The 13,778-nt window shown below is 61.8% G+C and carries 11 protein-coding genes; 6 read left to right on the forward strand and 5 right to left on the reverse strand.

From position 1 onward, the window contains the following. Positions 1-55: 55 nt before the first annotated feature. Both ACNAOT_RS21170 and ACNAOT_RS21175 read left to right on the forward strand, forming a co-directional pair. Positions 56-1,591, forward strand: coding sequence for a purine-cytosine permease family protein (locus ACNAOT_RS21170; protein WP_420179276.1), 1,536 nt, complete (start codon positions 56-58; stop codon positions 1,589-1,591). Continuing rightward, a complete protein-coding gene (locus ACNAOT_RS21175) occupies positions 1,588-2,535 on the forward strand; it encodes a polysaccharide deacetylase family protein (protein ID WP_420179277.1) in 948 nt (315 codons plus the stop codon). The genes ACNAOT_RS21170 and ACNAOT_RS21175 overlap by 4 nt, the downstream gene beginning before the upstream one ends. A gap of 85 nt (positions 2,536-2,620) precedes the next feature. Here the strand turns inward: ACNAOT_RS21175 and ACNAOT_RS21180 are convergent, their stop codons facing one another. From ACNAOT_RS21180 to ACNAOT_RS21190, 3 genes are all read right to left on the reverse strand, one after another. Continuing rightward, positions 2,621-3,124: a DUF456 domain-containing protein gene (locus tag ACNAOT_RS21180; RefSeq protein ID WP_420179278.1), complete on the reverse strand. Its 504-nt coding sequence runs from the start codon at positions 3,122-3,124 to the stop codon at positions 2,621-2,623. 122 nt (positions 3,125-3,246) lie between these two features. Beyond that, entirely contained in the window at positions 3,247-4,437 is a 1,191-nt protein-coding gene (locus ACNAOT_RS21185; protein ID WP_420179279.1) for an NAD(P)-dependent malic enzyme, read from the reverse strand. A gap of 276 nt (positions 4,438-4,713) precedes the next feature. Beyond that, positions 4,714-5,325: a TetR/AcrR family transcriptional regulator gene (locus ACNAOT_RS21190; RefSeq protein ID WP_091463639.1), complete on the reverse strand. Its 612-nt coding sequence runs from the start codon at positions 5,323-5,325 to the stop codon at positions 4,714-4,716. 204 nt (positions 5,326-5,529) lie between these two features. On the opposite strand from ACNAOT_RS21190, the gene ACNAOT_RS21195 reads away from it, so the two are divergent. After that, positions 5,530-6,657: an FG-GAP repeat domain-containing protein gene (locus ACNAOT_RS21195; RefSeq protein ID WP_420179280.1), complete on the forward strand. Its 1,128-nt coding sequence runs from the start codon at positions 5,530-5,532 to the stop codon at positions 6,655-6,657. A 51-nt stretch (positions 6,658-6,708) separates the two neighbouring features. Next, positions 6,709-7,854 carry an FG-GAP-like repeat-containing protein gene (locus ACNAOT_RS21200; RefSeq protein ID WP_178993537.1) on the forward strand — a complete coding sequence of 382 codons (1,146 nt, stop codon included), beginning with the start codon at positions 6,709-6,711 and terminating at the stop codon, positions 7,852-7,854. A 439-nt stretch (positions 7,855-8,293) separates the two neighbouring features. Here the strand turns inward: ACNAOT_RS21200 and ACNAOT_RS21205 are convergent, their stop codons facing one another. Further along, a complete protein-coding gene (locus ACNAOT_RS21205; RefSeq protein WP_420179281.1) occupies positions 8,294-9,598 on the reverse strand; it encodes an MFS transporter in 1,305 nt (434 codons plus the stop codon). Between the two features lie 157 nt (positions 9,599-9,755). Here ACNAOT_RS21205 and rraA point away from each other — a divergent pair, with 157 nt between their 5' ends. Both rraA and ACNAOT_RS21215 read left to right on the forward strand, forming a co-directional pair. Next, positions 9,756-10,229 (forward strand): ribonuclease E activity regulator RraA, encoded by a 474-nt coding sequence (gene rraA, locus ACNAOT_RS21210; protein ID WP_017198727.1) that lies wholly within the window; start codon positions 9,756-9,758, stop codon positions 10,227-10,229. Positions 10,230-10,361: 132 nt separating this feature from the next. Further along, positions 10,362-12,014 carry an MDR family MFS transporter gene (locus ACNAOT_RS21215; protein WP_420179282.1) on the forward strand — a complete coding sequence of 551 codons (1,653 nt, stop codon included), beginning with the start codon at positions 10,362-10,364 and terminating at the stop codon, positions 12,012-12,014. A 164-nt stretch (positions 12,015-12,178) separates the two neighbouring features. Here ACNAOT_RS21215 and ACNAOT_RS21220 read toward each other — a convergent pair whose 3' ends face one another. Next, the gene (locus tag ACNAOT_RS21220; RefSeq protein ID WP_420179283.1) at positions 12,179-13,633 is read right to left on the reverse strand and encodes an aromatic amino acid ammonia-lyase; all 1,455 of its coding nucleotides are present in this window, start codon (positions 13,631-13,633) and stop codon (positions 12,179-12,181) included. Between the last annotated feature and the right edge of the window lie 145 nt (positions 13,634-13,778).

Raw genomic sequence — 13,778 nt, forward strand, 5'->3', positions numbered from 1 at the left:
GTGATGCGGGGCACATACGCTGAAAGAGTCCCTTTCAAACACGGAGGCTCTCCCCATGCAAGACAACCTCTCCCCTGCGCCTTCAAGCCCATCGCAGTCAGGTCCGGCAACGGCGCCGGGCCATGACAGCGAAGCCTGGCTTCAGCCCATCCCCGAAGCAGACCGTACCCGCAAAGTCTCCGGACAATTCTGGATCTGGGCGGGCGCCAACCTCGCACCCATCAACTGGGTGCTCGGCGCCCTTGGCATCCACCTCGGCCTCGGTTTCGCTGACACAGTGATCGTCCTGGTCCTGGGTAACCTGATCGGCATGCTGCTGTTCGGCTGCTTCGTTCTCCTTGGCCAGAAGACCGGCGCCACTGGCATGGTGCTCGCCCGCGCCGCTTTCGGTCGTCAAGGCAACTACCTCCCGGCCGCCATCCAAGCCCTGCTGGTGATCGGTTGGTGCGCAGTCAACACCTGGATCATCCTGGACCTGGTCATGGCCCTGCTCGGAACCCTTGGCTGGGTGGATCCCGACGCCAAGAACTACGCCTGGAAGATCGGCGTCGCCACGGCCATCATGGCAGCGCAGGTTGCCATCGCCTGGTTCGGCTACAAGGCCATTGCAGCCTTTGAGAAGTGGACAGTCCCGCCCACCATCATCATTCTGGCCGTCATGTCTTGCGTGGCATGGTTCGGCATGAAGATCGACTGGGGCTATGCAGGACCCGCAGGCAACATCCTCGAGGGGTCCGAGCGCATCGCAGCCATGAGCGCAGTGATGACCGCCATCGGCATCGGCTGGGGCATTACCTGGTTCACGTACGCCGCCGACTACTCCCGCTTCGTCAGCACTTCGGTTCCCAAGCGCAGGGTCTACCTCGCCTCGGTTCTCGGCCAGTTCATCCCCGTAGTGTGGTTGGGCGTCCTCGGTGCAAGCCTGGCCACCAACAGCGGCGAGATCGATCCCGGAAAGCTGATTGTCCAGAACTTCGGCGTCCTGGCCCTCCCCGTCCTCCTCATGGTGCTGCACGGCCCCATCGCCACCAACATCCTGAACATCTACACCTTCTCCGTGGCCACCCAAGCCCTGGACATCAAGATCAGTCGCCGCAAACTCAACCTGTTCGTCGGTGTCTTCTCGCTGATTGCCGTCGTATTCTTCATCTTCCAGGAGGACTTCGCCGCGGTGCTCGACGCCTGGCTGATCGGGCTGGTCGCCTGGGTGGCCGCCTGGGGTGGCGTCATGCTGGTGCACTACTTCTGGCTGGAAAAGCGCTGGCCCGCCAAGGTTGACCGTCTCTTCGATGCCGTGGGAACGCACCGCCTGCCCGTCATCAACTGGGCCGGAATCGTGTCCCTCCTGGTGGGGATCTTTTCCACCTGGCTGTTCATGTACGGACTGGTTCCTGCCATGCAAGGCCCCATCGCCGTGGCCCTCGGCGGCTGGGACCTCTCGTGGCTGGCTGGTGGCCTCACCAGCGCTGCGAGTTACGCAGTCCTCGGCCCGCGGGCACACAAGAAATACCTTCTAGCGGATTCGAACCACGTCTCCGTCATGCAGCCGGCCGCGCCCGCTCCCGTAGTTTCCGAAAGGACCACAGCATGAACCAGCCCGCTTTCGCTGATTCGCTCCACCCGATCACGTGGCCGCAGGGCTACCAAGCTGCAGCGTCCTTCACTTTCGACGTCGACGCGGAGTCCTGCACCATCGCGCACGATCCTTCCAGCACCCGGCGCATGTCCCTCATGAGCCACCAGTCGTATGGCCCCAAGATCGCGGTGCCGCGCTTGCTTCAGATCCTGGACCGCCAGGACATCAAAGGGACGTTCTTCGTTCCGGGCTTCACGGCGGAAAGCTACCCGGATGTCGTCCGCAGGATCGCTGATGCAGGGCACGAAGTCGCCCACCACGGCTACCTTCACGAGCCAATGCAGGGCATCGACGCTGCAACCGAGGCCAGTTACCTGGACCGGGGACTCAAGGCTCTGGCCAACGTCGCGGGGATCCGGCCGGTTGGTTATCGGGCACCTTGGTGGGAGTTGAATTGGCAGTCGCCCGCACTCCTTGCGGACCGTGGCTTCCTCTATGATTCAAGCCTGCTCGACGGCGATGCCCCTTACCGCATGGCGGTCGCCGAAGGCGACTCCCGGGACATCGTGGAGATCCCCGTGGACTGGGCATTGGATGACTGGGAGCAGTACGGGTTCTACCCGGGAGTCACCGGCAGCGGGGTCATCGAGAGCCCGGCCAAGGCGCTGGAAATGTGGACCCTGGAAGCTCAGGCCCACCACTCCCAGGGCAGCTGCTTCGTCCTGACCAACCACCCGTTCATTTCAGGCCGACCGTCCCGTGCCGTCGCCTTGGAGCAGCTGATCGAGAGGGTCAAGGACCTGGACGGCATGTGGGTCACCACGCTGGCTGAGATTGCGCAGCACACCAAGGACACCGTGCAGGAAATCCACACCCACGCGCGCATCGAGGTTCCATTGTTCCCGGGAGCCGGCGCAAGCTTCCGCCCCGCGCAGGTCCACGTCCCCGCGCACCACTAGCCCTCCCGCCGAGATGGCAGCTCACCCCCATGTTGAACCGCAACATGGGGGTGAGCTGCCATCTCGGCGAAGGTTTTATGGGGGTTTAGCCGTTCACGGCGTTGATCCAGACGCCGATGATCCACGTACTGGCCGCAGCACAGGCGAGTCCGAACTCCACCAGGATGCCGATGCCGGTCGCTTTTAGCGCAGCGCCGCTCGAACGCACAGCTGCACGGAAGTCACGGGTCCGCTGGACTTCACTGAGGAGAAGTCCGACGGCGAACCCAACAAAGAGTCCCACCACGGGAATGACGAACATTCCCACAACACCCAGGACCACGCCGATCAGCACAGACCTGTTGGGGATACCGTGCTGTCTCAGTTTCCTTCCGGTGAGCACGGCACTAGCCGCCATTCCCGCCACCACGAACACCATTCCGACGGCGAAGATCACCCAGCCGAGCTGACCTGCACCTCCCCAGATGGCCCAAGCCAGCAGGCTCGCGCCAATGAGGATGCTCCCGGGAAGTACGGGAATGATGGTTCCGGCGACACCTACCGCAATGGCCAGGCCGCACAGGATGGTCACGATAAGTTCGGCATTCATGGCCCCAAGTCTATGGGCCGCTTGGCCGGCCAGCGGCGCAGCCAGACCGGCTTAACCACAAACGACGGCGACGCTCCCCAGCAGGGGAAGCGTCGCCGTCGTTGGTTCGAAGTCGGTAACCGCTATTCAGTCACTGCGGCAGCGACTGCCGCGGTGACGGCCGGCGCCACTCGGGCGTCCAGCGGGCTCGGCACGATGTAGTCCGCCGAGAGGTCTTCTGCGGCCAGCTCAGCGATGGCGTTGGCTGCGGCAATCTTCATGGCCGGCGTGATGCGGCGGGCCTTGGCGTCGAGTGCGCCGCGGAAGATGCCGGGGAAGGCCAGCACGTTGTTGATCTGGTTCGGGAAGTCGCTGCGGCCGGTGGCAACTACTGCTGCATAGTTCCGGGCAACCTCGGGAAGAACTTCCGGGTCCGGGTTGGACAGGGCGAACACGATCGACTGGTCGTTCATCAGCTTCAGGTGTTCTTCATCCAGCTTGGAAGAGGAGACGCCCACAAAGACGTCGGCTCCCGTCAGACCTTCACCCGGACCACCGGTGATGCCGCGCGGGTTGGTCCGCTGCGCCATACGGGCCTTGACGCTTCCGGGGTCGGCCACGAGGTCGGCACGGTCAGCGTTGACCACGCCCTTGGAGTCGAGCAGGATGACGTCCTTGATGCCAACAGCAAGGAGAATCTCGGCAATGGCGATGCCTGCGGCACCTGCGCCGGAGACAACAACTTTGAGGCCGGTGAGTTCGCGCTGAGTCACCTTGGCAGCATTGGTCAGGGCGGCAAGAACCACCACGGCGGTGCCGTGCTGGTCATCGTGCATAACCGGGCAGTCCAAGGCTTCGATCAGGCGCTCTTCGAGTTCGAAGCAGCGCGGAGCCGAGATGTCCTCAAGGTTCACGGCGCCAAAGCTCGGGCGGAGACGGACCAGGGTCTCGATGATCTCGTCCACGTCGGTGGTGTTGAGCACCAGCGGGATGGAGTCGAGATCGCCGAAGGACTTGAACAGGGCCGACTTTCCCTCCATGACCGGCAATGAGGCGCTGGGGCCAATGTTGCCAAGACCCAGAACGGCAGTGCCATCGCTGACCACAACAACCAGGCGTTCAGCCCAGGTGTGCGTGCGGGCAAGTTCGGGGTTGGCGTGGATCGCGCGGCTGACCTGGGCGACGCCCGGGGTGTATGCGATGGAAAGGTCCCGCTTGTTATTGAGCGGAACGGTGCTGGAGATGGTCAGCTTGCCGCCTTCGTGTGCCGCGAAAATCTCTTCTTCGCTCAGTACCAGGGCGTCGATATCAGTTGCAATTGTCTCAATGGACACGTCTTTGTCTCCTCAGGCTAGCCGTGAACCCACGGCACGATTCGGGCAGGAACAGAACTGCTGGTGCGGACCAAGGGTGACTGGTCCGGCATTGCTTCTGCAGATAGGGGGCTGCTAGCCGCTTCGGTGTTTCCAGCCTAGGGAAGCGCTGAGGGTACAAGATTCAATACCAAGAGAGACGATTCGAGAGTAAAACGTTCAACCACAGACAAATGTGATCTACGTCATTCCAAAAAACGTGTTCTTACGCCTTGCCGGTCTAGACCAGCAGGACTTTCACTCCTCGCCAGTGAGGAGCGTGCACGCTTTCTTGAGATCCTTCTCGGCCTCAAACAGAGATAGCCTGCGGCAGCGGACGGCTTGTACCAACCCGCTCACCAGGTGCAACAGGATCCGGGCCCTGACGGCATCCTTCCCAGGGTCCCTGCTCAGCGACCCAACCACTTCCTCGGACAGGGCATCTATTTCCCGCAGTAGCTGCGCAGTGTCATCGTCCTTGCCCGCGGGCCGGATGAGGCAGTGCTCCACACCCGGCTGCATGACCCTCAGATGGAAAATCTCCATCATCAAACCGGCGAGGGCGTGGCCTTTGCCTTCCCGCAATCGGACGCCGTCGCGGAGTTCCCGCAGCTGCTGCCGATAGACGGCCAGCATGAGGTGGGCAGTAGAGGGAAAGTAGCGATAGAGCGTGCCAAGTGGAATGTCAGCGCGGGCAGCAACGTCAGACAAGCTCAAGGTATCGAATTGCCGCTGGGCAAATCCTTCGGCAGTCTTCAGGATGCGGGCATAGCGCAGCTGCTGCCGCGGCGTGGTGGGTGCGGCAGCCATACGGGGCAGCCCCGTGGTCAGGTCAAGGGAGTAGGGTTCCAGTGAGTTTGATGCGGGCATTTCCGGCGATCTCTTGGCAGGCTGACAAGGAAACGGCCGGCTGGGTCAAGGACCGCGGCTGGCCGATCGCATCAATGATACGGGAGCAAAATGACCGTTTGCTGAGAGCTCCCTTTGCGCCCATGAGCCACGCCGTTCCCGGCTATCGACCCTGCAGACACATACACTTCATGCAGGTTTGATGGCGCACCGGGAGGAACACGCATGGGGACATTACGACGTCGGATTGCAGCCGCGCTGCTGACCGCCACTGTGGCGGCCATGGCCCTTTGTCCTCTGCCGGCGTCGGCCGCGCCCAGCAACGGACCAGACCCCATACTCAACGGCGAAGCGTTTGTGGGCAAAAAGCTGACAGCTGACATAGGTGCCTACACTTTTTATGGCTGCGGGGGTGGCAAAGGCCCGGACTTCACGGTGTACTGGACCCGGGATGGCTTCCTCGTGGCCGGCGAAACAACCCGGAGCTACCTCCTTGAGTCCGATGACACAGGCTCCCGGATGGCCGCCCACGTCACGGCCAGCAGAACGGCCTGCGGCGGAGAATCCCTGCATAGCAACGAAACCAAGCCTGTTGGCGCCGTGAACCGGGCGGCAGGATTCACGGGACGCAGCTTCGAACTCCTAACCCGCGCCAATGACGGCTCGCTATTGCTCTACGGGCGAAAGGGCAGCGCCTGGGACCCTGCCCGGACAGTGGGATATGGCTTCAACATCTTCAACACGGCATTCTCCCCGGGCGACTTCGACGGCGACGGCAAAAGCGATGTGATAGTTCGCGACTCCGTCGGCGGGCTCTACCTCTTCGGCGGAGACGGGGCCGGGGGATGGAAACCGGCCAAGTCAATCGGCAATGGATGGAACGTGTTCGACTCCATCATCGGCCCGGGCGACTTCAACGGCGATGGCCACAACGACGTCCTGGCAAGAGAACCCGGCGGCGCCCTTTACCTCTACCCGGGCAACGGCGCCGGCGGATGGTTGGCTCGAACCGCCGTCGGGACCGGCTGGAACGTTATGGACGCATTGGCAACCCCTGGCGACTTCAATGGCGACGGCAATGTGGACATCCTGGCGCGTGACCGCAGTGGGTACCTGTTCTTTTACGGAGGCAACGGTGCAGGCGGCTGGTCACGGTCCTGGATGGTCGGCGTCGGATGGAACGCGCTCAGGTTCATAGGCGGCGCCGGCGACTTCAACGGGGACGGCTTCCCCGATGTTTACGGGGTGGACCAGCAAGGCCGCTTGCTTGCCTACTACAGCGACGGAAAGACCGGCTGGAAGGGCTCCGAGGCTGTAGGCGCAGGCTTTGGATGGTTCACAGCAATCTTCTAGGAAAATCCCAGACGCGGTACCATTAACCGCATAAAGTCTGGGGAGGACACAATGTTTGCTTCATCACGCCCTACGTCCGGCATGCGCCGGGCAATTGCCGGAGTAGCGGCTGCGATCTTTGCAGCAGTAGTACTTGCCCCCGCTCCCGCCATGGCCAACATGGACCCTGAACCTCCAGTAATTACAGGCGCTCCCTATGTTGGTTCCACGCTGACAGTTTCATGGGATCCTATGGCCTATAAGGGCTGCGCCCAGGCCTCCGGGCCCGATACACGCATCTACTGGACTCGCGACGGCGAGTTGGCCGCCGACCATACAACCTGGCCCCACTACCTCCTCGGCGAAGAAGACCGCGGCAAAACCATCGCAGCGCACCTGGTGGCAAACCATCCCTGCGAGGGCCTGGAAGTTGCCAGCGAGGAAACTGCACCGATTTCCGCTTCGAACCGCCCCAATGGCTTCACCAGCCGCGGCGCATTCGAGCTCCTGGCCCGCCGCAGCGACGGCGCCTTAGTGATGTACCCGCGCGTGTTCAACAGCTGGGAACCGGCACGGACCGTCGGCGCCGGCTGGAACATCTTCCCCACAGTGCTCTCCCCCGGCGACTTCGACGGCGACGGCAGCAACGACGTCCTGGGTCGGGACTCGGCTGGCGGCCTTTACCTGTACAGCGGCGATGGTTCAGGCGGCTGGAACGGTCCCAGGAAAGTCGGCACCGGTTGGAACATCTTCACGTCGTTGGTGGCCCCCGGGGACTTCAACAGCGACGGCACCAACGACATCCTGGCCCGCGACGCCAACGGAATTCTTTACCTCTACCCCGGGGACGGGGAGGGCGGATGGCTGCCCAGGTCCGTGGCCGGCCAAGGCTGGAACGCCCTGAACGCGATCATCACCCCCGGAGACTTCGACGGCGACACAAACGTTGACGTCCTGGCCCGGGACGCTTCCGGCTACCTGAGGCTCTACAGCGGAAACGGCATCGGTGGCTGGAACGGCATGACCGTTGTTGGTCAAGGCTGGAACGGCATGAGCAAGATCGGCAGCGCAGGCGACATCAACGCCGACGGCAGCCTCGACGTCTTTGCCGTGGACGGCTCAGGCCAACTGCGCGCCTACTACGGCAACGGCAATGCCGGCTGGGCTGGTGCTGAAGTGGTGGGCTGGGGCTGGGGCGGGTTCACGGACCTGTTCTAGTTATTGGCTCCGGGCACGGCGTTGTAAAACCCCGTTCGGAGCGATCCGGACGGGGTTTTCGCAATAAAAGGGCCAGCTATATGCCAGCGACCCCGCAGGCGGTAGTGTCATCCCAATTGATCTCACATGGAAGGGCCAGCCGGTTGTCGGCAGCGGCTGGAACGTCATGAACGCGGTGTTCTAGGAGACGGCTGAATAAAGGGCATGGTTGGGGCGGGCGGAACGCCACCAATGGCCGTCTAGCGGCGTGTTCCAGTCAGCACCCTTGGGTGCGACAACGGGGTCATTCCGCCCGCTTGACCCCATTCTCCCTCGGATCTGGGTTGCCTTCCAGTGTTTATCGAGGACGTTTTTATCGATGGGACCGCGGGTTGTGCGTGCTCGCGTCCCTGCATGCAACCAGACTCACAAGTCCAGCTAATTCAGGAGACCCCCAAGCCTAAGCGACGCTCCTAATCTTCACCACGAACACTGCTCCCAGCAGGCCGATCACTGCCGCGGCCACATATAGCGAGACGTAGCCGCCCCAGTAGAGGACAAACGGAGATGCGATCAAAGGGGCGATCACTTGGGGCAGTGAATTGGCTATGTTGATGACGCCCAAGTCCCGGCCGCGGTCCATCCCGGTCGGAAGGACCTGCGTAATGAGCGCGAAGTCGACGGCGAGGTAAGCTCCAAACCCGATCCCCAACACCACCGCACCGGCGAGCCCGCCGATCCACGTTGGTGCGAAAGCGAGGATCAGTGATGCAAGTGCAATGATGACCGACGACGCGATCACCAGAGGCTTCCGCTTGCCCATCTTGTCGCTCAGCCGCCCTCCGAGCACGCTAGTGACAATGACCGAGACCGCGTACAGGCCAGTAAGAACGAGGACGCCAAACGAGGGCTCGATTCCCTCGGTTTCCTTCAGGCGCACAGCATCACTAAGGAAGAACAACAGATACAACGTGACCATGTGGTTACCAGTGCTTACCAGCAGACGTGTCAGCCAAGCCCACGCGAAGTCGGGATAGCGTTTAGGCGAAACCCAGAAGCCCTTGAGGAACTCTGCCAAGTTGAAGGGCGGGCGTTCGGTGGGGGGAAGCTGCTGATCGTCATTCTTAAAGAGGTAAAGAACGACGCCGGCGAGCAACGCCGCAGCGCACAGCCAGTACCCGGCCGTAAAGTTTCCGACAACTACCGCCGCGATCACCGCGCCGATCAGAATCCCTACCGTCTGACCCATTGCGGCCAGTCCTCCGACAGTTCCGCGTTGGGGAACCGGGACGCGGTCAGGTACGGCGGCTGTGATGGCTGCGTACATGGCGTTTGCTCCGGCCTGCACAAGGCACCACAGCAACGTCATCGCTGCGACGTTGGGAGCACCAGCCAAGGCAACAAGGGCCACCGCCCCCAGAATGGCGCCCATCAGGACCCAAGGGACACGGCGTCCAAACCGGGAGGTCGTGCGGTCGCTGAACGCCCCGAAGAGCGGATTCGCAACCATGGAAACAGCGGCACCACAGCCTGTCACCAAAGCAAGGATTGCTTCCTTCTGGCCTTCATCGAAGTGGGCCGCCTGCTGTCCGAGAAGAACTTGGAGGGGGCCAAAGAACGCTGCGTTGATGCCAAGGTTGACCAGCACAACGCCGGTGACCCAGATCGGCCGAACCCGGGTAACAGGTTCAGCCAGTGCCGTTGCCGTACCTCCGCGGACTACGGCTGGATCCGGCACCGGGCCCGGTAGATCGGACAAGCTCATAGCAGGTTCCCCCTCATTTCAATGTTTGGACTCAGCCTAGCGCGGTGGAGCGACACTGAACCGCCGTCGCGCCTTTTTCCACATAGGCCGAAACATCTCCTGCGGCAGCCATGACGCACACGTTAGTGTGGCCTCAAACCGATAGAGGAGCAGCACTATGAGCGAGCAAGTAAATACCGCCGATCTCTACGACGAACGCGGCGAGGAACTGGAGTCCATCGCTGTTCAGTTTCAGAATTTGGGTGGCCGCACACACTTCAGTGGGCCTGTCCGCACTATTCGATGCTTCGAGGACAACGCCCTGGTAAAGACCGTCCTGAGCACTCCCGGGGACGGAGCCGTTCTGGTCATTGACGGCCAGGGGTCGCTGAGGACTGCACTTATGGGTGACATGATCGCGGAAAGTGCCGTAGCAAACGGCTGGGCCGGAGTAGTAATCAACGGAGCCATTCGCGACCGCGAGGCCATCGCCCGCCTGCCCCTGGGCGTCAAAGCTCTGGGTAGCAACCCAAAAAAGAGTGCCAAGACAGGGGTGGGCGAGGTGGACGTTCAACTGGTGATCGACCGCGTGCGGATCCAGCCCGGCGTGATGATTTTCTGCGACACGGACGGCATTTTGGTGGAGCGCTAAACCTTTTGAAGGCGCCGACTTGGAAGAAAAGTCGAAGAAACATTCTCTCGGGGGGAATCAATCGGGCCGTAAGATAGTTACTGAAAGCAACTATCCTGCTTATCCCACTTTTCTGCCACCTCTGGAGAAGATATGTCCAAAACTGCGCCCGTACGGGCCGCCGGTGAGGTCCTGACGCATCGTCAGACACTCACCGTCATGGTGGGGCTCATGCTCGGCATGTTCCTGTCCTCGCTGGATCAAACCATCGTGTCCACGTCCATCTACACCATTGCCAATGATCTCGATGGCCTGTCCCTCCAGGCGTGGGCCACCACGGCGTACCTCATCACATCGACGGTAAGCACCCCGCTTTACGGCAAGCTCAGCGATATATTCGGCCGCCGCCCGCTCTACCTGGTGGCCATTGTGATCTTCCTGATTGGCTCCCTTTACGCGGGATCGGTCCACTCCATGACGGAGCTCGCCATTGCCCGCGGAATCCAAGGCCTCGGCGCCGGTGGCCTGCTGGCATTGGCGCTGACCATCATCGGTGACATCGTGGCGCTGAAGGACAGGGCGAAGTACCAGGGCTACTTCATGTCAGTATTCGGCATTTCTTCCGTCCTCGGCCCGGTGATCGGCGGGGCCTTCGCGGGCTCGGCCAACATCCTGGGCTTCGAAGGTTGGCGCTGGGTCTTCTTCATCAACCTCCCCATCGGGCTCGCCGCCCTTGTAGTTGTCTTCATGTACCTTCACCTGCCGGCGCGGCACGTGAAGCAAAAGATCGACTACTGGGGTGCGGCGGCAATCACGCTGGCGATTGTGCCCCTGCTGCTGGTTGCAGAACAGGGCCGCGTTTGGGGTTGGGCCTCCGGCGCATCCTGGCTCTGCTACGGACTTGGTGTGATCGGCATTGTGGCGTTCCTGCTCGCTGAGAAGCGTGCCGGGGACTACGCATTGATCCCGCTGCGTCTTTTCAAGAACACCACTTTCGGGTTGTCCTCGCTGCTGAACTTCATCATCGGCATAGGCATGTTCGGCGCAATCGCAATGCTGCCTATGTACCTGCAGCTCGTGAAGGGGCTCACTCCTACCGAGGCTGGCCTGATGATGATCACGTTTACCGTGGGCATCCTCTTCGGGTCGATCTCTGCCGGCCGAACCATTTCTTCATCCGGCGTATACCGGATCTTCCCGATCCTGGGTACGGCCATCCTGGCCGCTGCAGCCACCGTCATGGGTTTGGTGCTCGGCGTCGATACCGGCCTGTGGGTTCCCGGCCTGATAGCAGTGTTCTTCGGCGTCGGATTGGGCTTCTGCATGCAGCCGCTCACGCTCGCCATGCAGGTGTCCGTACCGCCCAAGGACATGGGCGTAGGCACTTCCACTGCGGCGTTCTTCCGTTCCATGGGCGGGGCTGTGGGAACGGCAGTGTTCATTTCCATGTTGTTCAGCACGGCGGCCGACAAGATCGCCGACGGCATGAAGACCGCCGCTTCCAGCCCTGACTACCAAGCCGTGATGACGGACCCGGCTGTGGCATCGGACCCGGCAAACGCCAAGCTCTTCGACTTCTTCAAGAATGGCGCCAACAACGAATCGCTGAACGACACCAGCTGGCTTCACACGGCCAACAGCACACTGACACGGCCCATCACTGAAGGCTTTGCCCAAGCGATCGATATCGTTATGCTCACGGCTGCGGGGCTCATGCTGATTGCCTTCCTGATCAGCTTCGCCCTGCCCAACAAGAAGCTGACGGATCCCAAGGCCGCTGCCAAGGAATCCGTTCCGGCGCACTGATACCTGGACAGATTGAGCCGGCTACTAAAGACCCGGTTCATAGACAAACGGCTCATTAATAGCTGGTTCGTAGAGAACGGCAGGCAGTCTCCGGACCGCCTGCCGTTTTCCTTTGGGTCATTGTCATCCGTGTAATTCGGTCGACAGCTTCTAGTACGAACCTTTTACCTCCAGTACGAACCCTTTATGAGCTCGATGGCCATCTCCAGGTCACCGCGAAGGTCACGATCCTCCACATCGGACGGCAGCGTGAAACCTGCCTGCATCATGGCGCGCAGCCGTGGGCTGGCGAACTCTTCGGGTCGCCGCCCCTGCAGCCGCAGGGCACGGGAAGCGCAAACAAGCTCGACGGCGGCAACGGTGGCCAGTGCGTCCGCCGTCGATTCCAACTGGGCGGTGGCCATGCTTGCGAAGCTTGCATCTTCCTCAGCCCCGAGTGACAGCACCACCGTCTGCAGGCTTGCCGGCTGGGCGTTGGCCCGAATCCGGCCGACGGCGGCAGCAGCCACATATTCGAGCATCATCACCCCTGACTGACCTGAACCGTCCTCAGCCAGGAAGGGGTGCAGGCCCGTGTATTTCGGGTCGCAAAGGAGGTCGATCCTCCGAAGGTGAGTGGCGCACGCCGCGCCGATGGCCAGCTGCAGCGTATCCACGCGGCGGGCAAGGTTAGTCATCTGGAAGAGCCCGTGGTGAGCGACGTCGTTCGTGCCATCGGACGGCGAGCCGTGAACGAGCGGATTCTCATTGCCCACTGTGACAAGACGGGTCAGCAGAGCATGCAAGCCCGCGAGTTCCTCGGCTTGGGAACCAAAAATCTGCGGCAAGGTCCGCAAGCAGTATGGATCCTGAATGCGGGCAGGCTCGCCGCTGCCGTGAACCATGCCATGGAACATCGTTGCGGCCGAGGCCACCTCTGGGGTATCCGCAGCCGCCGCTACCGCGGGGCTCAGGGCTTCTGAGTTGCCGGACATCGCAATGAAGGACAGTGCAGCCGATGACGCTGCGTTGTCCAAGAGACTCGACAGTTTTTGCTGAGCCAGGATTGCTTGACCAATAGTCAGCGCACTGGAGCTGATGAACGGAAGGGCATCGGCAGTTGCCCACGCCGTTAGGCGAACGGGAACGTTACCGCCACCCAATGGCTGGCGTTCGCCCAGCAAAGTGAGCGCCGTACCGGCCAATGCCTGCAGGTCCGCAGTTCCGATGCCACCGAACTCCCGGATTTCCGGAACGACATCGCTATTGATGAGTTCCACCAATTGTTCGGCAACGGAGGGGTTGATCCCAGATCCGCCGGCCGCCAATTGGCTGAGCCTGACAACCAACATCGCACGAACGGTCCTGCGATCCAGTGCTCTGCCCGCATCCACAGCATGGCTGCGCAGAAGCTTCAGCCCGTGAGTATCCTGGCCCTCGGCTGCCGTCAGCGACACGGTGCGGTTCGCTCCAACGCCGGTCGATCGGCCGTAGACCGGACGCCTCAGTGCCGTAGCTTCAGCAGACTTCCGTGATTCGTCCATTCGGACCAAAGCTTCCGGAGCCAGCACGACGTCTTCGCCGTCGGCTACTGCGACGACATCGGCCAAGTCCAGCGTCAAGCCATCAATCGTGACCATAAACCGGTCCTTTCCAGTCAGTTTCCGGCACTAATCCGTTTCCGGGGCAGCGCAGTAGAAGCAGTCCTCCGGACAAGACAACTGGTTTTGTTCGACACCTGCACTATCTCGGATGTCAGGCAGGAAGGCCAGTGGGGAGAGTTGT

It is taken from the genome of Paenarthrobacter sp. TA1.8 (genome assembly GCF_048595705.1).
GTDB lineage: Bacteria > Actinomycetota > Actinomycetes > Actinomycetales > Micrococcaceae > Arthrobacter > Arthrobacter nitroguajacolicus.

Coding starts and splice junctions, on each gene's coding strand:
- rraA (WP_017198727.1), top strand. CDS start 9,756: ATGAGCGAGCAAGTAAATACCGCCGATCTCTACGACGAACGCGGCGAG.
- ACNAOT_RS21180 (WP_420179278.1), bottom strand. CDS start 3,124: ATGAATGCCGAACTTATCGTGACCATCCTGTGCGGCCTGGCCATTGCG.
- ACNAOT_RS21205 (WP_420179281.1), bottom strand. CDS start 9,598: ATGAGCTTGTCCGATCTACCGGGCCCGGTGCCGGATCCAGCCGTAGTC.
- ACNAOT_RS21190 (WP_091463639.1), bottom strand. CDS start 5,325: ATGCCCGCATCAAACTCACTGGAACCCTACTCCCTTGACCTGACCACG.
- ACNAOT_RS21200 (WP_178993537.1), top strand. CDS start 6,709: ATGTTTGCTTCATCACGCCCTACGTCCGGCATGCGCCGGGCAATTGCC.
- ACNAOT_RS21220 (WP_420179283.1), bottom strand. CDS start 13,633: ATGGTCACGATTGATGGCTTGACGCTGGACTTGGCCGATGTCGTCGCA.
- ACNAOT_RS21215 (WP_420179282.1), top strand. CDS start 10,362: ATGTCCAAAACTGCGCCCGTACGGGCCGCCGGTGAGGTCCTGACGCAT.
- ACNAOT_RS21195 (WP_420179280.1), top strand. CDS start 5,530: ATGGGGACATTACGACGTCGGATTGCAGCCGCGCTGCTGACCGCCACT.
- ACNAOT_RS21175 (WP_420179277.1), top strand. CDS start 1,588: ATGAACCAGCCCGCTTTCGCTGATTCGCTCCACCCGATCACGTGGCCG.
- ACNAOT_RS21170 (WP_420179276.1), top strand. CDS start 56: ATGCAAGACAACCTCTCCCCTGCGCCTTCAAGCCCATCGCAGTCAGGT.